The organism is Shewanella canadensis (assembly GCF_003966225.1).
Lineage (GTDB): Bacteria > Pseudomonadota > Gammaproteobacteria > Enterobacterales > Shewanellaceae > Shewanella > Shewanella canadensis.
In genome coordinates, this window is sequence record NZ_RXNU01000006.1 from 335,746 (window position 1) to 358,141 (window position 22,396).

The window sequence follows — 22,396 nt, forward strand, 5'->3', positions numbered from 1 at the left end:
CTCTAGTGCCTACTATTTAGATTATGGATTGGATGTCCGATAGCTTTTCAACCTGAATCTTGACATGCCTGATTGCCGGATCTTCGTGATCGAAATAGCTGTTGCCTAAATAAAACTGGTAGATGCGTCGGGTTGTAAAGATTGCACCAACAGTTTGCTCGATATTTGGAAGTGTGTTCAGTACCTTAATCTTTATCTTATTGCCATATGTGGCCTTCTGTGCGATAGAACGATGGCTGAAGTCCGCTCCTTGAAAATCATGACCATCTATGATCTTAAAATCTTCCAAGATGAGCTCTGTTTTCAACGCAATGAGTTCGTCACTAGGCACGCCGTGTACATAGATGTATGGACAAAAGGGAGAAGGTTCTCGTGCAGACAGCTTTGCCCATTTTTTGGAAAGCTGAAAAAAAATATCTTTAAGATCGCTACGGACATAACCGTTTGGGTCCACTTCTATTAAAAAAAATCGCTCATATGGAGATATATTTAACTCGGTGAAATACTCCTTACGGAGAGCCGAAAGATGAGCCTTCTTACCCTTCTTCTCTATAAACCATTCATTGAATAGGACGGTTGATGTGTTAACCCTTTCTAGAAACTTCTTTTTGGTGATAGTTCTGTCAGCCGGAACCGATTTGATCGATAGCTGGCGAATAACGGCAAGCGCGTTATTGTAGTAGAAGTATTCTGCGGCGAATGTTGTGGATACAAAGCTCTTTTGGATAGCATCGAGTATCTCGCGGTATTGTTCATCAAATTCCCTTGCCCAGACGTCTATAGTAAGGCGTTTCAGGAATTCTTTAAGATCAGCATCAGAAAGACCAAGCTCAGTATGATGGTAGTGCGTAACTTTGGAAGAGCCCCTTCCTTTTGAGTACGTTAGGAAATTATCTTTCAGAAAAGCAACATCGACACCGTCGTCCAATTTTTCTTGGCCTGAGGCATAATATCCCTTGATAGCGTAGGATACTTTGGGTTTTGTCCCTAGTAAGGTTTCCCTAAAGTGAGAAACCATGTGCTTTACTGCATCTTTGATTACCGAGTGGTTGTATTCCGTCTTCGCATAATACTTGCACTGCGTAGCTGTAACTTCAGTCGCAGTTCGGATGTCTATATCCTCAATGCACTCTACCTCAACGGAGTCATCTAGTGACTCCAATTGCAAGATGCTAAGGATAGATAGATCGAATTGGTAAAAATACCCTCGTATAGTGTCAACAGCACTTCTATTGCTCATCTTTCGTCCTACGCTAAAATCAGTGGAGCCAGAGTAAACTTTTTAAGAGAGTTGATTGGCTTCTTCTTCCCTAAATGGCGTGCTCGATGATTGAGTTCGAGTTTGCCCAACTCTGTCCTTAGGTGGTCATACTTTAATGTCATTTACAGGTTAAATTCAATGCGTTACTTCACATTTCTTTGTTGATTTTTTGTGTGAAATTAACAACTCGTATTGATGTGCAACCAACGCGGCTCAAGCAAACACTAAAACATGCTAAACCCTCATTACAAAAGCCAACAAACTTTGGGGCATTGCTAAGTTGACCCATATAACTTAATTGGACAGAAGCTTCTTGTTAAGCTTTTCTTTGCAGGATTTCCAAAATAAATGCAATCAAAGTATGGGCCGCATTCATAGTCAACCGCACTTGTTCTCTTACTATGCAAGGAGGATTAGATCCAAGAGCATATGCAGAGCCTATATGAGATCTGAATGCTCCGATACCATCAATGATCGATGTTATGAACTCCTTTTTAATGCAAACTATTAATTGATATTACTCGACTCTCGTGTAAGTTTGCCCGTCTAAAACTCGTAGCACTTGCCCTACATCCTTTGCACCTATGCGACTATAAATGTCTTCTGCCGTATATTCATTGGCGAGTTGACGGATTGCGCGAACCTGCTCCGCCGACAACCGACCATCTTGGCCGCAGATCTGTGCTATCGCCCAATCATTATCTCGCCATTTCTCAGCAACCCATGGCGCTGGTAAACCTTTACGAGGGTGCTTTTTAAACCATGTATTCAGAATTGGATCTCGCTCATCCGGTATTGGCACAACCGATTTAGCAATTAGCCCATTTTCCCGTAGGTATCGTAGCCCCGATTTACCCCCTGGGATCATATTGAGTCGGCGTTCATCCAGCCAGTGACCTTCAACCAAAAACTCTTCTGCTTCATACAATGCATCGATGCTATCTGTTATGCCCATCACCTTATGATTCAAATAAGAGATACCGCCATTCTGACTCTCTTCCCGAAATTTCCGATGAAATAGCAAGGGACTACCATTTTTGATAGCTCTCTGATGTTCGGACCAACGCTTCTGCCAATTCCGCGTCGTAACACCAACATAAAAGTATCCGTCGTTTGGGTATGAATTACCGCGCCCGAAGATATGTTGGTACAGCACATAGGATGTTAAAGGGGAATGTTGAGGTGATAACAAGTAGTGTGCAGGAATGGTAAACAATAAACTTGGCCGAATAATTTTACTTTCATCTATCGATGACCTCCCCTTACGAGTCGCATCTATAAGCAGTGTATCTGTGACTAAATCAACGCTAATTAAAGGCACCATGACAAGTTCATCATCTTCAAGCACTTTGCCTGACTCGAACTCAGTTTGTGCCGAAACTGTACGGTGGCCTTTCTGCAAACATTCAAACTTGGCAATAACACCAGGAGCGTCCCCTACAAAGTTGAGTTTTAAAACAGGAATACATTGATCACGCTTACACCTAATGACACCCTCAGGTTTTCTTGCTGCACTAAACCAAAAATTGCCGTAGTCAGTCTTAATGAATCGATTAAGCAGTCTTTCTACTTCTTTATGACGCTTAACCAGTGCTTTAGGAGCTAAATGTTCCCACCATAGTTTGTTAATCTTCGCGCTTCCTTGCATGGTTTTACCACCTTGTAGCATTACTAAAATTTGGTCAACTTGGTAGTGCCAGATTTCACATCATAGAGCACTTCTAGCACGGAGTGGTCGGATAAGCGGCACCTGTTGCCAGGTGCTGCTCTCCTAAGAACCGTACGTGCAACTTTCACTGCATACGGCTCAAGCCTCCACTAAGGCGTACTATGTTACCCGGTAACCACAGGGGTTACCTTTGCAATACTCACTTGAAGCTTTGATACTTTCTGCTCTGTGACTTTCCTATCAAAGGATTGTCATTGAGCAAAGCAAGGAGAGGCACTAACTTCATTTGAAGTCATCATTTGCGTTTCTCCATCAACAAAGTTCTTCAAACTTTCTTGCAACGGGAGACCAGCTGGAAGTGGGCTCACTTTTGTGCCAGACACAAGGTCTGTATCTGCATCATTACAATGCAACATTAGCTTTCTCCAGCCTCCTTTACCTGCACCACTATCGGCTATCTTCACAGATAACTTTCCCAATGGGAGTGATACAGGCTTACCGTGTTCCGTATGTCGCGCAATGTCAGGTTAGATGCCCACTCTAGTGCGGAGAGCTTTACAACCACGAAAGAGCATTGCCCAATCTCTTTCCTACTCTCGTTGCCATTTTGGCCACAGCGTATAAACCACTTCCGCTGCTTCACGTATAACGCACCTTAGGTGGATTCACATATGTTCATCATACTGACTCCCTAGCACTTACCCGACTTGTGGTTATCAGGAAGAACGTCCTCTCACGATTCTGTTCCCATTCGGTATAAAACCAAATTTCGTTACATTGTCTGGCTCGCTACTTTATTCAGAGCCATAGGGTCATCTGGTGATACAGATGGTTCACTCAAAAGCGGTGAACAGCGCTTCATACGACTTCACGTCGCACGAGCATAAACGTGTCCTGCGCATGTGAAAGATACTACTGAGGCTCACTTTACGCCATATATGGACGAAACTCTCCTGCAATAAAAAGAATCTTCAATTCAGGGGTTAAAAATCGTTATAAGAAACATAGAGTAAACCTCATCACAAAGGAAAATCTATGTTTCGAAACCTATTTAAAAAACTGCTGTCATGGCTTCGGGAGATCTGGAGTCTCTTCAAAGCCATTGACGGTGCAGTATCTAAAGAATCTCAAAGTAAATTTCATAGCTCAAGCAACAAACGTCCTAACGCACTAACACCTTCCTCCACTTCCAGCTTAAGTTATCAATCACCTGCTATTCGACATCGTTATGTTGAGCTAGAAGGTTATGCAGAGAACCTGCGTATAGATAGCAAAGGACGTTATGACCTTAGGCAGCTAGCACGGTTCGCCGAGAACTTCGTGTGGATAGGCCCTGACTCAATTGATGAGTTCATCACTGGTGGTATGGATTACGACACAGACTATATCGATGGTCAAAGAGTGCTCTGGCTTGATAAGACAGAATGTATCGAGTGGTCCTATCTGCAGTATTCAGCTTTGTCAGACTTGCTCTAGGGGCCGATATGAAAATTACTATTCAAACCAATCCTGCAGACGCTGAAAGACGTATTAGCCGAGCAGCTATCAGTAATCCAGATGTGAGCTTAATTGGTACTCATGTTCACTATAAAGGTAAGCGAGTGGCGAACTATAAAATTGTACCGAAAGGTATTGAAGTCGATGTGACGGATAAGCCCTGGTACATTACCGAAGCACTTATCGAATCACGCCTGCGGGCACTCTTTAGTTAAATCTTAGATCTAAACTATTCACACCATCAAGGCTCCTTCGGGGGCCTTTTTGCTATCTGGAGTTTATGAAATGTCACATTTACAACAAGCCGTTAAGTTAGTTCAAGAAGGCGACAGGTATAGCGGTTATGGTCGGTTCTTTTCGGAGTTCATCGATGACTGGGCATACCGTCAAACAGGGCTATATGATCCCTCAAAGCCTCTGAGTGAAGCGCAAAGTAAGATTGCCCATCAGTTGTCACATGTCATTCGAAGTGCCTGGGAAACGTGTCCTGGAGAGGATTTCATTGGGCATGTAATGGAGGAGTGTGGTGGTTCAGGGCACTTGTCGTTCTTTCGTACACCACCAGCTCTAAGTACGCTTATGGCGAAGATGATGGGCGGTAGTTCTGGGCTAGAGGATTTTGCTGATATTTGTTGCGGAAGCGGGTCGTTGACCTTAGCGCATATCCATCAGACCTTCCTTGACGGTGGTGCCAAAGCAGTTGCCCGTTTGAACATCATGGGCGAGGACCTATCGGGCAATAAGATAAAGGTCGCTATGCTGCAAATTGTGAACTTGCTGGATATTCTCGGTGGTGGCAAGCCGCTATATGTCCACAGTTTGCGATTAAGCGAGGTCAATAGCTTATCTCGGGAACTTGGGGTTGTTCAGTATGACTTTAGCGGTGCAAATAACCCACGATGCAAGCTAAATGAAAAGCAGAAAGCATTGGTTCATCAAGCGTTGTTAGCAGACATTGATATCGACGTCATTAGTGAACGGCTGCGGGTGCCAGTTAACTTGGTGCGAAAGCAAGCCATGCATCAACAGCAACGGATACCCTCTACATTATCTCTGATGACATAGTGGCGTGATGCTAGCGAGGTACTTTGTGGATGATAGAGCTGTGTTGAGCCGTTGATTAAATTGGTTATGTAACCGTGTAACCACATCGGTTAAAGATGGGTTACACGGGCACTTAAAAAATAGCAGAATATACTTGATACTTTTGCTGATACCAAAGTAACCAATGTAACCGCCAGTAACAGCGACTTTAGTCGGGTAGCAATTCGATAGAACTTAGCACCTTTAACTTACCGAAATATGCATCCATCAATGTGGATGACTGGTCAGGACTCGATTTGTCATCATAAAGAAAGATCCAATTTTCTTCGGTTGGAGATACTGCCAGCTTTTTTAGCTTTGCAATGTCACTAGGTCGAAGTTTTAACCTTGTGTGCTTTTCGACTTCACTCGTTAAAGTGAGTCTTTCAGTCGCAAACCCGATAGGGCTATATTCACGATTAAGTACACGAATGCAGTTGCCGCCGAGTAACTCTAAACAATAGGGTAGGGCAACTCTACCTAAAAGGTGTAGGCTCATTTTTACTCTCCTATACAGTATATTCATCAAACTGATTGTCAGATGACGGTTCAGGTTGCTCTGGCTCATCTTGAACAGCTTCATCATCTGCAAACAAGCTTGGTAAAATGTGGTAGCACCTTACTGGTCTGCCATCAATTCGCTTGGATTTTGTCAGTCGGCCTCCACTTGTCCCTAGGTGGCCACGATCATTCAGCAGTTTCGCGACATATTTCGGGTCCAGTCCGGCACAGATATGTTCTGAAAATGCCTTAGTAAAAACGTAGTATCCATCTGTCATTTGATTCCCCCAGACAGCACCATTCTGGGGGCGTCCGTCGTCATTGATGAACCTTGAGGTACCGTGTTCTAGCAGTCGGCCTTTAACCGTGTCCAATGCTTGTGTCTCTTCGTGGGACTCGCTACCTCCACGCTCTTCAAGCCAGGCACTAAAACAAACTGTAGATGACCAATTTGCCATACCTTCGTCCCAACCTGTCGTACCTAATAAGCTGGCAAGTTCGCCCGCTGCGGCAATAATGGCAAACCGTTGTGCTACACGCTGAACTTGAGGATCTGCGTTCGCCAGATCTAAGGAGGTGGTAAACGCTTCAACATTGGATACAAGCCACTCCTTATATCGCTCGTAGTTGGCGGCAATTTTCTGAATGAAATGCCTTGCCGCAACTCCGTAAAAACTTAATGAGTGTTCTTTGACTGCCATAGCAAAACGGTTGCCATCGGCAAAGTTATGAACGGTATCAAAGACTCCTAAGTTGTTCCCAGCATCCGCAGGCAAGTCAATGAATCGAACTTCTTGCCCCGCTCTTACTGTAAGTCCAGCTTGCTCTAGGGTCGCTTTTAAGGAAACTTCCCCAGCCGACAAGTACAAGAGTTGCCATGTTTGTCGATTACCAATGGAACCATCCCGTCTTGAGCGTTGTTTGCCTTCACCATTACCAAGCATGTAGATAGCTTCACCCGCCACTTTAGGGCTCACTTCTGCAAGCTGACTAAATTCGTCCAAGCATAGAAGTGAGTGATTATGTGTTGAGGCTAAACCTTCAAGCCCGTTGGCGGTTGCGCGCCATCGTGGAAGTCCATCAGGAGAGCCCCATACTGACTTCGCGATCATTAGAATCGTCGTCTTGCCACGACTACTGCCACAACGAAAATGAAACCCACCTGATTCACCATCTAGCATTGGAAGTAATGCTGTTGCAAAAGCAACACAAACCCCAAATGTTAGCCGACTATTACCTACACAAAGAGATGCAACATGTTCTTGCCATTGCTCAATCGTGCCTGATACTTCAAACCCTTTTGGTAGCGATGAAGGTGATTGGTAGATGATCGTTTCCTCTGCTTCGCCTATTACATCATTCGGCAGCACAAAGATGTTATCGAACCAGCCTGTCTTATCAACACATCGTGCTCGATTTATTGGATTTGCTTGAGACAGATAATAGTGAAGGTCATTCCTTTGCTCATGGCTGTATGTCAGTCCCCTATCTACCAATGGCTTTAGGTAATCAGTAGGCTGACCTGTCAACATTGTCATCGGCAAGGCAAAGCGATGAGTGGTAGCGTCTTTATCGATAAGCTCAATCAATCGCCCCCAACTTTCACCATTGATGTCACGGGTTAGTGCTGTGATTTTCAAGGGCGAGCACACCCAGTTATCAAAAGTAGAGCCGTCTTTGGTCGTTACTTCATGGTAGATCCCCGTTGGATTTAAGGAAAAACCTGGAGGTATTCGTAGCCTAGCCTGCTCGATAATATCGTCTAACTGCTGAACAACAACGCCATCTCCTTCGAGTTGTGCTAAGTCGTTAAAGTCAGTTGGTTCACTCGACAGGTCTTCGAATTGAGGTAGTATGAAGGGAATACCTAAGGTGTCTGAGATTAGTTTGCCTGTTTTAGCTCCCTTATTCTGGGACTTGAATTGATCGTTGTCACAACAGACTACAATAGCTGAATTGGAGTACCTTTCTTTTATTGCCTTAGCTACTGGTACAAGGTTGCCCGCATCGATGCCCATGATGCAGGTATACCCGGTTGCCTCGAACAGTGAAGCTGCAGTGGCATAGCCTTCTGCTATCAAAATGACACGACTATCACCAGCAATCTTAAGAAAGCCACCCGTTTTCCCACATCCAGCCCAAATACGTTTAGTGCCATCAGGCTTGATCCGCTGTACAGTAACAAAGTTATCATCAATATCGTGAAATGGAACATAAAGCTCATCGTTTGCCCCCTGATATAGGTCATACGAAGCCACCCCTTTGTCACTAAGGTATGGATGACACGTTGCTTTTGAGCAGTTAACCAATATTGACTGAAGCTTTTCTCGAGCTTCAGACATGGCTGACTCTCTCTCTTCTGCTAGCATTGCTCGGCGTTCATCCATTTGGGTATTGAACTTTGACTTTTCATCATCAGTTAAAGCGTCGTAGCCAGTTGATTCCCAGAACTGATGTTCATCTTCGGCTCTGTGAGTGCCGAACATCGCCTTCGTAAGCTCACCGTCTTCAGAGTAAAATGGCATACACCAACCCGTATTTTTACCCTGTGCGTCTTCAGGATCATCAAAACGCCAAAAGCCGCTACTATTGACAGTAGCTTCAGCGCCTTCAGCCATAGAGCCTTTACTAACCATGTAGGAATACAACTCTTCCTCATGGTTAGTGTTTGAGATGGTTACATCGGTAACATTGGTTACATCCTCTACAAGCCTTAGTGGACAAGGGTTTGAGTCTACACTTGATGTAACCATAGCCGTTTCAGCTTCGGTTACGGTGGTTTCAGTATTCATTTAAATCTCCAATTGATGATGGCAGCTAATTGAGCTGCCACTAGATTGTTTGAGCTATCAGTAAGGCTTTCACCGTTGCAGGAAACAGCCTGCAAGTCAGTGAAGTTGTGGATAATGGAAAAAACCATTATCACAGGGAGATATTTCTAGATCACCCAGCTTTATATCGATGGATTTTCTCTCGACTTCTACCTGCCACCATTCAAGTGCGTTAATAGCACTTTGTCTCATTTGCGAGGCCGTATTTAGATTCCAGTCATTTAAGTCGGTAAGCTGAAAGTGGAAGTCTGTAAGACACTCTAATGGTTCAGACCAATCCCAATGTTCTGTATTCCAGAATTCACTGTGGCAAACGAAGTTAACCTCCATAGATTGAGTTACATGGATGGCTATGAGAGAAGCGCTTGACTGGTACAGCACGAAATAGTCAGGACCTAATTGACCCTCCCATAGGTGCTTGCTTCTTACCGAGGTTGTTATAGCTGCTCCAGGTAAGTAACTATCCAAATACCTTTGAGCAATTTGCTCGTCTAGTTTTACTTCTGCAGGAGAGCAGTCTAGGAAGAAGGGGAGGAAGGATTCACCTTCCAGACTTGTAGTTATTGCTATCGGGTTAATAGTTTTCATGATTTAAACCTCGTAGTATGACCGCAAATCCAGTACTTGCGGTTCAAGTTCGACATATGTTGAATGAACGAGGTATTAGTAAAAAGGAAACAAAAATGTAATTTCGTTTCCCTACTTTATAGGAGGTGCATTTTGCCTGAAATTAATACACAAAATGAGTTTGACAGGGAAATACTGCTAAGGTTACACACCTATAATCGTGGTCAAAGGCTCGAGGTACAATACCAAAGTCGTGGGGTGAAAAGAGCTACATTTGAACAGAGAGATACTCACGAAAAGCATATAGCCTTATTCAATAGCATACTTGTGACTGCGCTAAATGGAAGGGCTCAAGGATACGAACTTCCTGGAGAGTTAACCGATATTCTATTGGAGTATATGGTTGGTCAAGCTGCAGGAGAAATGGAAGAGCAGGTTATCGTAGAGCTTAGGAAAATAAACTTCGCTAAAATAGCTTTTTTCGAGGGGGATGAATATCGACGTGCGACATTTTTCTTTCTTAAAGGGCACAGAATTGGTCGAGAACAGTTATCTATACAATCAAGTATGAATAAAGAAAGCTGGCTCCTCAAATATGCTAAAGAACTGAAAGCTGCAGATGAGAAAGATCTGTTAAGAATGTTCTCAGGCTATAAGGATGCATTAACAGGGAAAAACCTTAAAGTTAAAGATGTCGATGATTTTTTATGTGAAGAGTTTCTACTTCAAGACAAATCAATTAAAAATCGAAAGAAAAATTATATGATAAATTCTATGATTCGCGAGTATCTTAATGAACTCAAAGCTGAATCAAATTCAACACCTTAAGCATCCCTTGTTATAAGTACTATGGGAGTGCACGCCCAACATGAAGCTCGCATCTTGCGGGCTTTTTCTTTGTCTGAAATTCAGGAGGTCACGTGATTGAGCTAGTTGTACGGCTCTACAAAATAGTAAAACGAGTGTTGAAAGTGGTGTTCCAGGTATTGCCTGACATCTCGCCTGCCAATATTGAACAAGCCAAGCTGGTGGTTGACTCAATCACTGCTGAAAGTCGCAGTAGTGAATACCAACGGATTTACAGTGACCGCAGTTTGCAAGTAGGTAAACGTGCGTACCTTTTGATGTTAATTGAACAGCAGGGCATACCTTTTCACCTAAGACTCAAGCGTTTCATCATTGATATAGCAAGAGCTATCAAGCCACAGCATGGTCTTGCCATCGTCACAACATTAGTCCACTAAGCCTATGACAAACCCTTACTCCGTAACTTGGTACATTATAAAGTCAAATCATAGGCCTAACTTTATTGGTACACGCACTAGTACCAATTTCTTACCAAAGGAAATCAAGATGGGATTTATCCGAGCATACCTACGAGTCAGCACAGTGGGACAAGACGTCATGCGTGCAAAAGAAGAGATTACCGAGTTTGCGAGTAGTCATAATCAACAAATTGCATCGTTCTACTTTGAGAAGTTCACTGGAACTTCGCTTAATCGCCCTGAGCTCTCTCGCTTGTTAGCAGATGCTTCAGCTGGGGACATTATCTTAATTGAGTCAGTGGATAGGATCAGTCGTCTAAAAAATGATGATTGGATAGAGCTCAAAAACACCATTGAATCGAAGGGGATTTCTATCGTAGCCCTAGATTTGCCAACGAGTCATTTAGCCCTTAAACAGGCAGATAAAGGAGATGAGTTTGTTAAATCAATACTTAGGGCTGTGAATGGCATGCTGCTCGATATCTTAGCTGCTACTGCCAGGAAGGATTATGACTTAAGGCGTAAGCGTACCCTTGAAGGTATCGCTAAAGCTAAAGTTGAAAGTCCCCATAAATATCAAGGCCGAAAACGAAACCAAGTACTTTGGTCATCTATCGGCAAGCTACTTCGAACCTCGCATACCTATACCGCCATACAGCAAATCACCGGTGCTAGCCGAATGACCATCGCTGCCGTGGCTAAAGAGTTAAAGAATAATGAAAGCAAAACACCTAAAGAATACCCTCAACTTTGTGCAGCAGCACAGTAAGCAATCAATAAAACAGCTTAAGCACTTACTTAAGGCTAATCCAAAATCATTTCTCGAATTGCTTCAACAGGCCTGCGCCTCAGCTCGCTCTATCCCTACAAGCGTTAACTTATTTATCAATCATTTTGAACAGGCAACTACTATGAAAAATCAAGAATCAGTGTCATTCGGTATGAAAATCGTCATCACTTTCAAGAAAGTCATGAGCAGTGTTACTCAGTTCTTCTCTAAGAAAAAACAGCAAGTAAAAGTCGTTGTGGCTGCAGCTGCTGTAGCTGGGGCGGCTTATGTCGCTACTGGTGGTTCAATTGTCGTTGCGGTAGTCGCGGCGGTTAAAGGACGAGGGGTCATTGGAGCGGTTACTCATGGAGCGATGAAAGTGAAGACTGGATTTGCTTTGGCTAAAGATATGGTCGTGAATAAAGCGAGTCAGTTGCTGGTGGCACTGTATGGCTTGGGTTACTTAGCCATGTCAAAGTTGGTTGAAGCAAAGAACTACTTGGTTGAGAAAGGAAAGCAGGTTATAGCATGGGTTAAGGAGCTATTTATCCTGGAACCCCAACTTAATCTCGCTGCATAGGTGAGGCTGATGTCATTACTAGAGTGGATTGAGCAAGCCTTAGCGGTTATTTCACCATCGATTAGCCATGCTGCTGGCGTGGCAGCAAGTGTCGCTAGCGTATTTGCGAGTATATCGTGGTTGATGAGTCAAGCATTGGCGTTTGTGCAAAGGAGCGTATGGTCGTAAGTTGAGAGGATGATTTAATCCCGTTTTGACTTAACGGACTAATAGCTAATGCAGTTAAGTATATTAGATGCTAAACCACCTATTTAAGTAGGTGGTTACTCTCAAATAGCCTTCTCTCGGTATGATAATCCCTAGCTTATTCTCGGGTCCAGCCAGCCTCTGGAACCACATTATATAGGCATATTTTTCCACTTAAAACTAACAGGTGTACCCAGGATGAATGAGGAATATTAGATACATCATTTGGCTCGCCATCACACCACTTTCTAAGCACTTTGGTCTTATCTTTGCTTGCTGTTTTGAGGCCAAGCATTCTTGCTATGTCAGTCTTGCAGTGACCAATAAAGATCATGGTTTCTATTACTTCTGAAACTTCGGCATTGGTAGGCTCACGATAATTCGGGTCGTCGATGTTTCTATAGGAATCAAGTCTTGTTGGGTTCATGAAATAGACAATCCCAACATGTCGTTTCATCTTTCTGAAACTCTCCATGACTTCGCGCTCATCGAGATCACCGATATCACTCACCTTATCCACAAACTTATCTCCAAAGTATTATTTTGGACAAGAGTACAACCATTCAGGAGGGAACTCAATCCCATTCCCTCCATGGGTGCTTACTGGTTGAAAGTATGGCTTACACCAAATATGCGGGGTATTAGTGTGTAAATGCTGCTTTTTGGAGGGTTCTTGTATTGATTCCCTTTCGATTGTGTGTAAAATGCCCATCTCATAAACATCTGGCTAACGCTGACAGCGCTAATAATGCTTACAAGTAAATAGTTGAGCGGATATTTAACGACCTTTGCACTTGTATCGAGCAGTACTTACAAGTCGATTAAGACAAAACCCAATAAGTGAGAGTGAAATGTTTAACGAAAATGCATGCACCTTATCATCTTGCTCTATCTGCAAGGTTGGTCTCCCACATCGAGAAGTTAATGAACTCCCTGTTTGTCAATCCTGTGTATCAGTAACTGATGTCATTGAGAACATGTGGATTGTGGCTGGCCACTATGGTGATGAAGACTCCTACATAGAAATCGTTACTGCCGAGAGTGAATCCGCAGCAAGAGAGCGTTTTTCTGAGTTTATGGACACTCAATCAGAAGGGAGTGAACACTGGATCTCTGGGGCTGTACAACTTCACCAAGCAATTGAACAAAGGGGAGGGAACTAATGGCTGAAATATGTATTTTAGTTGGCCTTATTGGCCTTGCTTTCTTAAAGCTTAATAGGATTGAACTGTGAAACCTTTATCTGTTGAGTCGGTGGTTTCGTCAACATTGTAATAATCATGATTAACCAAGGAACTAGGAAATTGAAAAAAATTCTACCAGTTATTCTATTAGTGTCATTCGGAGCTGATGCGGGCTTTGATGAAAAGGTTGCAGCGTCATTTGCAGCAAAGTATCACGTGTGCGCTAAGCGATTAGACAATAACAGCATGCCACTTAGAGCGCTAAAGCTTAGGGCGAAATCAAAAGAGATCACTCGTAATAAGATTGGTGATGGCTATTTGGTTCACTTTGATAAAGAGAAGAAGAGAGCTTGGAAGCTATCACTCAATAAGTGCAAGAAATTAGCAGACAAGCTTTAGGTCGTTTGACCACCGTCTCCGTGAGGATACGGTTTTTTATAGTAAGAGAATGGTAATGAGAAAAGTAATATTGGCTTCAATAGGGGCTTTAGCCTTATCGGCCTGCACAACTGTATCGGTAAAACCACCAGGTTCACATCAAGACGTGGGCTCTAAGTGGGCTCCTGTTAATTTAGATGAAGGTAAGGTCTTGCCAGGGCGTGCCTCATATTTAAATGAGGGAGCATCATTTGTAACAAAGAGTAGAAGAAACGATACCTTAAAGGGAATGTATAAAGCCTGTAATGGGAAGTACAGAATTATAAAGGAGTACTCGTCTGAGGGAGATATGGCTGCATACAACATGAATAGTGGAAGCTCGTTAATAAGCTCAACTACTTTTCATGCATCACGGTACGTAAACTTTTTATTTGAATGTGTTGACTAGAGAAAAGAAAGAAAATGAAAAAACTTGTATTAGCTTCTCTTATAGTAGCAGCGCTGACAGCGTGTGGCGGCTCATCAGATGACAAATCAGCAATTCCAGAACCTATTACCTGTTCGGAACAGTGGATTGACACAAAATCACCTGACCAGTACGGCTTAGTAGAGCGCCTGTACTCAGTATGCTCTGATGGCTCACAAGAACATGTCGAGACTAAAGAGTTCGCTCCCCTAGTCACAAGCCCGATGGATGTGTCACTAGCCAACCACCGCACAACGGTAGAGACAGGCTCTGTGTTTCCTGAGGATGTCAACATCACATACGCCCAAGAGACTGAGATGCTAGGCGATGTTGGTGACGGATACATTGAGTACGAAGCTACTCGGGCTTTTGTCAATCAGCTGCAAACAGCGAAAGACAGCAACGGGACGCACAGGTATTACTGGTCACTAGCCGTAAGTAACTTCACAGGGCAAGCAGGTGGATCAGAACACGCAGTGACCCTAACTGTGAGCACCGGTCAAGCCGGTAAGTCATCAACAAGAGTAAGGCTTACCAGCAATGGTGATGAAATCATTGATTGTGTAAGCCTTAACGATACATGCAGCTACAGTGGGTCAGAGTATCACTACGACAGCACCAAGCTCGAAACTCTATTATTTGTTAACGGTATAAACATGCTTAATGACCATGATAAAGACTGGGCGACCATTGCCCTGCAATTCATATCGGAAGACACTGGAATCAAACTTTAATGAAAAGACTTATATTAGCTTCACTGGTAGCAACAGCATTAACAGCATGTGGCGGTTCGGATAGTTCAGAACCAGAAACTCCGGTCGTTCCAGAACCAGAAGTGCCTGTTATCAGCTTTACGTGTACTAACCCAGCACCGAAGGGCTTTGAAGCTAGCTGCGTTGCAGATGGGTTCGATGTTGTTGAGTTTAAAATCGATGATACTTATCAAGGGGTTGTTAAAGACCCTCGGGTAGAAGGAAACACCTTTTACTTTACCCCAACTAAGGGGGAAAGGATTCAAGTTTGGGCTATGGAGACAAGTACCACAGGATATGTTGAGGTTGTATCTTTCTCTGGTGAAGATATAACAGAGCCTGACCAGGGAATAACATCTGGGAAGGTTATACTTAAAAGTTTGAATATAAATAAGTACAAAGCTATTGGGACAACAGCCGTTACTCGACAAAGAAGTGCTGGACACACTCCGACTATTTCTGTTGGTATCACTAACGATAATACAGTAGAGCCAGTTGAACCGGAATACGGAATACTACCTGTTGAAGGTGAAGAGCAGGATCTATCTCCTATCTGCACCGAGCCAGCGCCAATTAAGATCGAACGTATCAATGATATTGGCGGAGACTGGAGCCTTGCGCTAGTAAACGTCCCTGACGTGCTCGAAGACTGTGAGGCTGTAAGATACGCTACAAGGTATTTTATTTCACACCCTGAACTTGGGGCATTTGAATATCCCGATGGCTACTCGCCGGAGTATGCATATCAGGATAATAATAATGTTATTACTCCATACTTAGTTAAAGCCAAGGGTTCACGTAATGCCGGTGACAATCCGCTCGTCATTGCTTCCGGAAGGCAAGGAGTGGAAGTTAAGCTTGGTATGTATGAGCTTGTGCTTCCAAAGTCGGTGGAAGAGATCCCACAGCTTAAGACATTAGTGCCAAACTTCAGCCCTAACTTTTGGAGAGATGAAACTTGGGCGCTAAAGCATGAAGGCTACGTCTACTATGTTGCAGCAGGCAATTTGGTCAATAAAGTCAATATCGAGACTGGGAAAATAGTTAATTCCTGGACATCAGAATATGTCGATACTCCTTTCGTGTTCAAGGGAAAAGTGTATATGGCAATCCTGGGAGATACACACGTTGAACTGCTTGAGGATGGGCAATTAGGGGAAAGGTTACCTATCCCAAACGACAGTCAATTCTCTAATGCTTACGCTGTACAGTACGTGGTTGATGACAGATATATCATTGGGAATCGTTGTAATGTTTGGGATATGGATGCGTGGACAGCTGTTCAACCTCAGAACTCAGGCGGAAATGGTGATATGGAGATTAAAGACGGAATTCTATTTTGCTCAGGGCTTAACTATCCAACAGGTATGGATGGTGACACATCACAGAGGTTTGGTGGCACATCAATAAGGCTTGGTGAAGTGGTTGCTTTACAGCAGCAATTACATCCCGTTGTTGATGAGATTACCGAGTCTTTGAAGTTACAAGCTCCCTTTATTAATTATCAGTTCAGCAAGAACAGTGTTTATGAAAAAGACACGATTACGTTCAATTTGATTACTGGTGAAGAGCTCATTGAAACACATTACTACGAAGGCGACAAAGTTGTTGATTTTACACCTGTAAACTAGCCATTTTAGATCTTTAAACTTATCTAGTTGCTTCCACTGGCGGCTTTTTAAAACTAGAGTCGTAACCGATAGGTAGATTTTATTGAATTTTCGATAGCTGTGGACATAGGAGCGTCAATGCCCCTATGGAGCGTTTCTTCAGAAGTTTAAAACCGAATGAGTACCATCATTAGGTAACGGAACTTTTAGTGAAGCTATGTTTCCGTACTAACTCTACCGTTGGATATTAGAGCTAAGTCAGACCGCATCAAATAGTGGCTTGATACCAAATGAGTCAGAGCGAAGGTACTGGCTTGCGCGTAAACATGTGGTCAATAAAGGTTGACCACTATAATTTATCGAAATAAAGGCAATAATGAATAGCACATACAAAACAGTTCTGGCTTCTTTAATTACAATCGGGTTGATCGGTTGTGGTGGTTCAAGCTCAAGTGGCGACAATGGCAAAAACCTGTTTCTTTCTGGAAAAGTCATCGATGGTTATATTGTAGGGGCAACAGTTTTCCTAGATCTCAATTTCAATGGTGTTCTTGAAGCGAACGAGCCAAGCGTTGTTACAGAAGGGAAAGGAGATTTCGATTTAGCCATCCCATCTAAATATACTGAGTGCTCAGAATATGTTCCTGTCGTAGTTGATGTTCCAGTAGGTGCGATAGATTTGGACTACCCTGATACACCCATTGAAAACGCGTATCAAATGACCATCGCGCCTCAATTTACACGAAGTAATAACGAAGACCTGCTTAACCTTACCCCGTTAACTACGATTGTATGGCAAGCAATAGAGATTCAACTTAAGGAATACTCTGGTGAACTGTCATGTGAAAAAATATTAGCAGAGGAAGAGTTGCGCTCTGAAATTAAGAGTAATTTACAAGACCAAGAGCGTCGCGTGGCATACCGTTACAACATTACCGTTGATGAGTTGTATGGCGACTATGTAGAGTCGGGTGATACAGAGCTTCATGGATTTGCACAGGCACTGGTAGTGCCACTGCAAAAATCTTATGCAGAAACTGTAGAGCTTCAAGAAGCGAATCCAGAAGCAGATTTTGCATACGTTGAATATTTTACGGATCTCGAAGCGTCTTCATATGATGTTTGGTACAGAAGTACTTTTGTTCAAACCTCAAATGGTAATCTTGAGTCTAAAGATGAGTACTTGGATGGTGAGTGGAAAGTAACAGGGCTTCGTGAGCGATGGAAGAAAGAAAGCTTTAACACAGAAGAAGAGTTCTACCAGATTGACTACAAGTACTCGATTAATGAAGCAGGTCTAACGAGTTGTGCTGTTCGAGATGAATGGAATGTTCATGTTGAGGAGTCTGTTGGTATTGTCACGACATTCAATGTTAAGTCGGGGGGTGTGTCTGAAAATATGGATTGGGATGCGTGTTACGCCGCTACCGCTGAGAACCTGACTGAATCGAATGCAACTTATGAATTAAACTATACGGATTTCGATTTGGAGTCAGAAGTACCTCTTAACTTTGGAACGTTTGCGTTCAGCTATGGGACTGGTGAGTACTCTCATTTAGTCGGACATGGTGATGAAATGACTACCTCTGAACTTGATGCTCTCTATGCTACGTTTAATACTCGTGATTTGCGCGATACAGAGGATTACGGGTCTCGTTGGTGGTCTCGAATGCTGCAGCGCTTCGATGACTTTGATGATGAAAACATAACTCAAATCATGCTATTCCATACTGCTGGCGGTTGGGCTAGAAATACTTACTTCAAAGATGGTACACACTTGAATGAGTGTGGGCTCACCGAAGCAGATTTATCTGAAGATAATTGCTATGACTGAGTTGTCTTTTTGGCTAAGAAAGCCAAGACATTAGATCCAAGGAGTAATCAATGAGTATTAGGCCGGCACTAACATTAACTGTACTTGTCCTTTTCACATTATCGCCACAAGCCGTAGCAGAGACTAATTTGAGTCAAGAACTGCAAGATGCATTAGCAGGGGGCAAGGAGGAAAAGCAATATTCCCGTATCTCACACTTAACTGATCCAATGACAGATGAGCAGTCTTCTACTTTGCATCTCTACTCTAGTGAATACAGTGGTAGCAACGGCACGTTTATATACACGAATCCCATCGAGTCTGTGAGACTTACCTGCTATAGCAATTCGGCAACACTGACTATAGGGTACAGAGAAGATAGAGCACGGCCTGAGTGGAACGGAAGAGCCAACCGACTTGCTATTCGTATGGGCAAGTATGACGTTTGGGAGATGGTGGCAGAGGACGCTTATCGCCCGAATCAGTCTTACATGATCAGCAACTCAGAATTTAGCATGAGCATTTGGAATGGCAAAGCAATGGCAGCACAGATATATGACGAACAGAGAATGATACTAAAAATAGGAGGTATAGACGCTAAGAGTCGAATCATCAACATCGATAAGCCTATTCGCAAGCACGTTCTTGAACTGTACAACGTCTGTGACGCCAATGAAGAGTCGGGCTCATGATGACAACACAGAAGCTAGATTCAGCCAACGTGGAGCAAGGTTGATGTGGGTATTATTTTGCGGTGTAGTCGTGTTCTTTATCTTAACTGCGGTGGCTAAAAGTGGCGAAAAAAATGCCGAGCGGCGCTCAAAGCTGCCCCCTATCTTCAAAGAAGAGTCAGCTCCCGAACTTGAGCTAAGGGACACTGACTACTGGGTACATTCTAAGTTGGATGGGTGGGCATATCTTGATCGGTCAATCCATAGGAACACCGCAGGCAATCACATCATCATGGTTTTGATTAGCTGTGAGACTCGAAAGGTTATATGCCTACCTCCGTCTCAGTGGCGGTGCAGTGATTATCACCTTTACAGGTCGGCTCAAGCTTCGGAGATGGATGGCGTGTCCAAATATCTCCAACATGTTGGCTCATATCGGGTGGCTTCGGCTGCTGCTGATGAGGATCAGCTAAAGCTTTCTAAAGATCGCTATAAGGCGTCAAGCCTTAAAGAACAGGAAAGGTGGGCTGCCAAACTAAAGGAAAAGAGGCAGGCAAAGGCAAAGTTAGATGCGGCAATGATTGCCAATGCCGTTGCGTCCAGCTACTCACGAAGCAGTGGAACGTGTCCACGATGTGATGGCTCAGGATACTTGTCAGTTTTCAGCCACGTAGAGAATGGATTGTGCTTCTTGTGTAGAGGAAGCGGCAGGGGCACTTGATGCAAGTCCCGCATGTTACATAATTATGTTGTGCCTAGGGGCGTTCCCGAATCGCTGGGCACCTATATTTCAAGGTATTAAAAGATGAAGAAGTTAGTAGCCATCGTAGGCTTACTATTATCAAGCGGAGCCATCGGAGACGAAAGGCGTGATGAGTTTCTAGCCATGAAACTCGAAGACCAAGCTATGTGCGCGGCCTACGCCAAGCATATAGGCAGTGAGAAGCATAATGAGTATTGGCTCGCAGTCATGGTCACTTCAGTAAAGAATAAAGGCACCGCAGAGGATGATATTAGCGGAAAAGTGATCAACATGTTCGCCGCAAAGTATGGGCTCATTGAGGGCTTGAACAAAGGACGAGGCCTAAATTCAGAAGAGGCGCAGGCAGACATGATTACCACTTACCGCAAGACTTGCCAGTATAACCTGGTGCGGAATTGATTGATTGTTTATTGATCAATAAGTTGAAGTTATTCAATCTTTTGTGACATTGGCCTGATGGTTAACGCTTTCGCCTTAAAGCGCTAAGCAAACTGGCGGGGATAAATTATGACATTCACTGAAAAAGTAGACCTCTTGTTAGAGCACTTAAACGACATGCCGTTCCATAGAGATATGTTCAATAGTTTTGATACGCCTACCGGCTGCCAAGGCATCGTGGCCTATAAGCCTGAAGATGCAGATATAGGCATTCGATATGATGGAGAGTACGACGGATCATCGCATGTGTTCAATTCTGTCGAGCTCGTTATTGGTAAAGACTTCTCAACTGTTCAGTCTGGTGATGTAGTTTGCTCTTCTGATTACTATACATATCTGTATGTCGAGAGGTTAATCAAGGGGACGCATGGAAGCTCAAGGTCTGAGAGCCGCTCATATCGCTGGTGCGTAGGTGATGATGAAACGGTTTGCACCTCAAGCGAGGCCGAGCCAGTAAGCGATGAATGGGGCGGATTAGAGTTTGATATCGATACCCCTGCAAATTACACATGAATACGGATAAATAGGTTCAGCTATGAGAAAAACCGCTATAGCGCTTACTGCAGTTATTACGCTGTCAACATGCTCCTCTGCGGCGTTGGCGTCATCTCTGAGTCAGTGTCACATATACGGGGTTAATATCATGGTCATAGACAGTGACAGAGCTATCGTTGGTGATGGCTGGGACGAAATGGCATTGTGCAAAGTCACATCAAGGGCTGATTCACGTACAACTATTGAGTGCGCTGGTGATAGCGCTCGCCACCTTCAGGCCCCGATACTTCGAGATAAGGAGCCATTATTAAGAGTAGAGATGGTAATTGAACAATATCAGAAAGGAGGCTTTTCTGAGCATCACCTGACAGTGGTTAAGTACACTGCCGCAGGGTTGTATAGTGCTGATTCTAAGGGTTGCGAGTAATGAGGATGGTAACTATAGCCCTTTCCGCAGTAATACTCGCCACTGGATGCGCTAGCAAGCCGCCAATGACATACGGAGCCGCCGAGTCACTAGGAAAGCTAGCAGGGTTAACAGTCATTTGTGAGCGTGACAGGTTCATTAGCAAGAAGACATATCTTGAGTACGAAAAGCTAGCCGAGTGGGTGGTTGACAGTTGGTCAGGGTTCAAAGAAAGAGAGGAGGTATTCAACCAAGTGGGGATTAGTATGGGGCAGTATCGCGCATCAGGTAAGGCTTGTAGGTATTTACATTCTCAGATGGACAATATTATGACTGCTAAATGGAAGCGTGAGCAGGCGGACACGGACGCAAACATAGATGCCGCTTGGAAGATTCTAGATGTAACCCTGAAGGCGGCAAGCCTTGCTGCAGAGCTCGCCCCTGTCCATACGACCTGCAGTGAGTTCATGGGCAATGTTTCATGCACATCGAGTAAGGGGTATTAGAATAAATGAAACTATTTACATGGCTAAAGGCTTTAAACGATCGAATCGAGTTAGCCGCAGATGAGTCGTTAGCTAAGACTGAGAGGTTAAAAGACACCTCAGATGAACGAATGAGGCAGTGGGAGGTAGAGCAGGCTGATAAGCAAAATGCCAGAATTCTAATACATGCAAAGTATATGGAAAAGAATAAGCTTACGCCAGAGGAGCAAAAGCGGGTAGACGATTGGAAGCTAGAAGGTGGCTTTAAGCAATGAAACACAGCCGCTTTGTACTGGAAAACAAAGCAACGATTATGGTTAGGGTTTCAGAGTTATTCAGCTCAAGTACTTTAGATTCACAAAAAGTGAGGGACGGACAACTGTGTAGAGGTCTACGTATATTATTGGCCAGAGTTCATAGCTAGTGGAGTGCATTCAGTGGTACACTCGGTGGTACATTAACAACTTAATCTACTTTAGGTTATTTCTGAATTAGTTAGTAGTCGCTCACTCAGTGACTCAGGCGCAATGATAACTTGTGAACTCGGCCAGGCCTGGAAGGGAGCAACCGCAGCAAGTGACTCATGTGCCGGGGTGCGGGAGCCTGTAAATAATTTTGTGTAACTACCTTTCAATCAGTACCCTACATGGGTCAATGGAAGGTAGAACATGAACAAAAAAGAACTAGAAGCATTCGCTAAGGAAGCTGCAAAAGGCATTAAAACTG

27 protein-coding genes and 1 other RNA gene are annotated in these 22,396 nt (G+C 43.7%); 22 read left to right on the top strand and 6 right to left on the bottom strand.

Annotated features, from left to right (window positions below):
• Nucleotides 1-16: 16 nt before the first annotated feature.
• Both EKG38_RS13910 and EKG38_RS13915 read right to left on the bottom strand, forming a co-directional pair.
• Nucleotides 17-1,240: a DUF4297 family anti-phage-associated protein gene (locus EKG38_RS13910; RefSeq protein WP_126520827.1), complete on the bottom strand. Its 1,224-nt coding sequence runs from the start codon at nt 1,238-1,240 to the stop codon at nt 17-19.
• A 538-nt stretch (nt 1,241-1,778) separates the two neighbouring features.
• Nucleotides 1,779-2,909, bottom strand: coding sequence for a GIY-YIG nuclease family protein (locus EKG38_RS13915; RefSeq protein ID WP_126520828.1), 1,131 nt, complete (start codon nt 2,907-2,909; stop codon nt 1,779-1,781).
• 1,056 nt (nt 2,910-3,965) lie between these two features.
• On the opposite strand from EKG38_RS13915, the gene EKG38_RS13925 reads away from it, so the two are divergent.
• The 3 genes from EKG38_RS13925 (at nt 3,966) to EKG38_RS13935 (ending at nt 5,492) form a co-directional block, all read left to right on the top strand.
• On the top strand, nt 3,966-4,406 hold the full coding sequence (locus EKG38_RS13925; protein WP_126520829.1) for a hypothetical protein: 441 nt from the start codon (nt 3,966-3,968) through the stop codon (nt 4,404-4,406).
• Nucleotides 4,407-4,414: 8 nt separating this feature from the next.
• The gene (locus tag EKG38_RS13930; RefSeq protein ID WP_126520830.1) at nt 4,415-4,642 is read left to right on the top strand and encodes a hypothetical protein; all 228 of its coding nucleotides are present in this window, start codon (nt 4,415-4,417) and stop codon (nt 4,640-4,642) included.
• A gap of 70 nt (nt 4,643-4,712) precedes the next feature.
• Entirely contained in the window at nt 4,713-5,492 is a 780-nt protein-coding gene (locus EKG38_RS13935) for a DNA methyltransferase family protein (protein ID WP_126520831.1), read from the top strand.
• Between the two features lie 187 nt (nt 5,493-5,679).
• On the opposite strand, the gene EKG38_RS13940 is transcribed toward EKG38_RS13935, so the two are convergent.
• From EKG38_RS13940 to EKG38_RS13950, 3 genes are all read right to left on the bottom strand, one after another.
• Nucleotides 5,680-6,009, bottom strand: a complete 330-nt coding sequence (locus tag EKG38_RS13940) for a hypothetical protein (RefSeq protein ID WP_126520832.1) — start codon at nt 6,007-6,009, stop codon at nt 5,680-5,682.
• A gap of 10 nt (nt 6,010-6,019) precedes the next feature.
• Entirely contained in the window at nt 6,020-8,803 is a 2,784-nt protein-coding gene (locus EKG38_RS13945) for a DUF927 domain-containing protein (protein ID WP_126520833.1), read from the bottom strand.
• 96 nt (nt 8,804-8,899) lie between these two features.
• On the bottom strand, nt 8,900-9,430 hold the full coding sequence (locus EKG38_RS13950) for a hypothetical protein (RefSeq protein WP_126520834.1): 531 nt from the start codon (nt 9,428-9,430) through the stop codon (nt 8,900-8,902).
• A 132-nt stretch (nt 9,431-9,562) separates the two neighbouring features.
• Here EKG38_RS13950 and EKG38_RS13955 point away from each other — a divergent pair, with 132 nt between their 5' ends.
• The 5 genes from EKG38_RS13955 (at nt 9,563) to EKG38_RS24940 (ending at nt 12,191) form a co-directional block, all read left to right on the top strand.
• On the top strand, nt 9,563-10,237 hold the full coding sequence (locus tag EKG38_RS13955) for a hypothetical protein (RefSeq protein ID WP_126520835.1): 675 nt from the start codon (nt 9,563-9,565) through the stop codon (nt 10,235-10,237).
• Nucleotides 10,238-10,329: 92 nt separating this feature from the next.
• Nucleotides 10,330-10,653 carry a hypothetical protein gene (locus EKG38_RS13960; RefSeq protein WP_126520836.1) on the top strand — a complete coding sequence of 108 codons (324 nt, stop codon included), beginning with the start codon at nt 10,330-10,332 and terminating at the stop codon, nt 10,651-10,653.
• Nucleotides 10,654-10,762: 109 nt separating this feature from the next.
• The gene (locus tag EKG38_RS13965) at nt 10,763-11,443 is read left to right on the top strand and encodes a recombinase family protein (protein ID WP_126520837.1); all 681 of its coding nucleotides are present in this window, start codon (nt 10,763-10,765) and stop codon (nt 11,441-11,443) included.
• A 142-nt stretch (nt 11,444-11,585) separates the two neighbouring features.
• On the top strand, nt 11,586-12,023 hold the full coding sequence (locus tag EKG38_RS13970) for a hypothetical protein (protein ID WP_126520838.1): 438 nt from the start codon (nt 11,586-11,588) through the stop codon (nt 12,021-12,023).
• Between the two features lie 9 nt (nt 12,024-12,032).
• A complete protein-coding gene (locus EKG38_RS24940) occupies nt 12,033-12,191 on the top strand; it encodes a hypothetical protein (RefSeq protein WP_185826856.1) in 159 nt (52 codons plus the stop codon).
• A gap of 136 nt (nt 12,192-12,327) precedes the next feature.
• Here the strand turns inward: EKG38_RS24940 and EKG38_RS13975 are convergent, their stop codons facing one another.
• Nucleotides 12,328-12,729, bottom strand: a complete 402-nt coding sequence (locus EKG38_RS13975) for a hypothetical protein (protein WP_126520839.1) — start codon at nt 12,727-12,729, stop codon at nt 12,328-12,330.
• Between the two features lie 331 nt (nt 12,730-13,060).
• On the opposite strand from EKG38_RS13975, the gene EKG38_RS13980 reads away from it, so the two are divergent.
• The 14 genes from EKG38_RS13980 (at nt 13,061) to ffs (ending at nt 22,261) form a co-directional block, all read left to right on the top strand.
• Nucleotides 13,061-13,372 (top strand): hypothetical protein, encoded by a 312-nt coding sequence (locus EKG38_RS13980; RefSeq protein ID WP_126520840.1) that lies wholly within the window; start codon nt 13,061-13,063, stop codon nt 13,370-13,372.
• Between the two features lie 141 nt (nt 13,373-13,513).
• Nucleotides 13,514-13,792: a hypothetical protein gene (locus tag EKG38_RS13985; RefSeq protein WP_246033167.1), complete on the top strand. Its 279-nt coding sequence runs from the start codon at nt 13,514-13,516 to the stop codon at nt 13,790-13,792.
• A gap of 55 nt (nt 13,793-13,847) precedes the next feature.
• On the top strand, nt 13,848-14,219 hold the full coding sequence (locus EKG38_RS13990; RefSeq protein ID WP_126520842.1) for a hypothetical protein: 372 nt from the start codon (nt 13,848-13,850) through the stop codon (nt 14,217-14,219).
• Nucleotides 14,220-14,233: 14 nt separating this feature from the next.
• Nucleotides 14,234-14,971: a hypothetical protein gene (locus EKG38_RS13995; RefSeq protein WP_126520843.1), complete on the top strand. Its 738-nt coding sequence runs from the start codon at nt 14,234-14,236 to the stop codon at nt 14,969-14,971.
• Complete coding sequence (locus EKG38_RS14000) at nt 14,971-16,620, top strand: hypothetical protein (protein ID WP_126520844.1); 1,650 nt, start codon at nt 14,971-14,973, stop codon at nt 16,618-16,620. Before EKG38_RS13995 ends, EKG38_RS14000 begins: the two co-directional genes overlap by 1 nt.
• A 355-nt stretch (nt 16,621-16,975) precedes the next feature.
• Entirely contained in the window at nt 16,976-18,433 is a 1,458-nt protein-coding gene (locus tag EKG38_RS14005) for a hypothetical protein (protein WP_126520845.1), read from the top strand.
• A 50-nt stretch (nt 18,434-18,483) separates the two neighbouring features.
• Nucleotides 18,484-19,104, top strand: coding sequence for a hypothetical protein (locus EKG38_RS14010; protein ID WP_126520846.1), 621 nt, complete (start codon nt 18,484-18,486; stop codon nt 19,102-19,104).
• A gap of 43 nt (nt 19,105-19,147) precedes the next feature.
• Nucleotides 19,148-19,804 carry a hypothetical protein gene (locus tag EKG38_RS14015; RefSeq protein ID WP_126520847.1) on the top strand — a complete coding sequence of 219 codons (657 nt, stop codon included), beginning with the start codon at nt 19,148-19,150 and terminating at the stop codon, nt 19,802-19,804.
• Nucleotides 19,805-19,888: 84 nt separating this feature from the next.
• Nucleotides 19,889-20,245: a hypothetical protein gene (locus EKG38_RS14020; RefSeq protein ID WP_126520848.1), complete on the top strand. Its 357-nt coding sequence runs from the start codon at nt 19,889-19,891 to the stop codon at nt 20,243-20,245.
• 108 nt (nt 20,246-20,353) lie between these two features.
• Nucleotides 20,354-20,797 (top strand): hypothetical protein, encoded by a 444-nt coding sequence (locus EKG38_RS14025; RefSeq protein ID WP_126520849.1) that lies wholly within the window; start codon nt 20,354-20,356, stop codon nt 20,795-20,797.
• A 22-nt stretch (nt 20,798-20,819) separates the two neighbouring features.
• A complete protein-coding gene (locus EKG38_RS14030) occupies nt 20,820-21,206 on the top strand; it encodes a hypothetical protein (RefSeq protein ID WP_126520850.1) in 387 nt (128 codons plus the stop codon).
• 308 nt (nt 21,207-21,514) lie between these two features.
• Complete coding sequence (locus tag EKG38_RS24945) at nt 21,515-21,691, top strand: hypothetical protein (RefSeq protein WP_185826857.1); 177 nt, start codon at nt 21,515-21,517, stop codon at nt 21,689-21,691.
• Between the two features lie 5 nt (nt 21,692-21,696).
• Nucleotides 21,697-21,945 (top strand): hypothetical protein, encoded by a 249-nt coding sequence (locus tag EKG38_RS14035; RefSeq protein ID WP_126520851.1) that lies wholly within the window; start codon nt 21,697-21,699, stop codon nt 21,943-21,945.
• 248 nt (nt 21,946-22,193) lie between these two features.
• An RNA gene (ffs, locus tag EKG38_RS14040) (signal recognition particle sRNA small type) lies at nt 22,194-22,261 on the top strand.
• Nucleotides 22,262-22,396 lie beyond the last annotated feature (135 nt).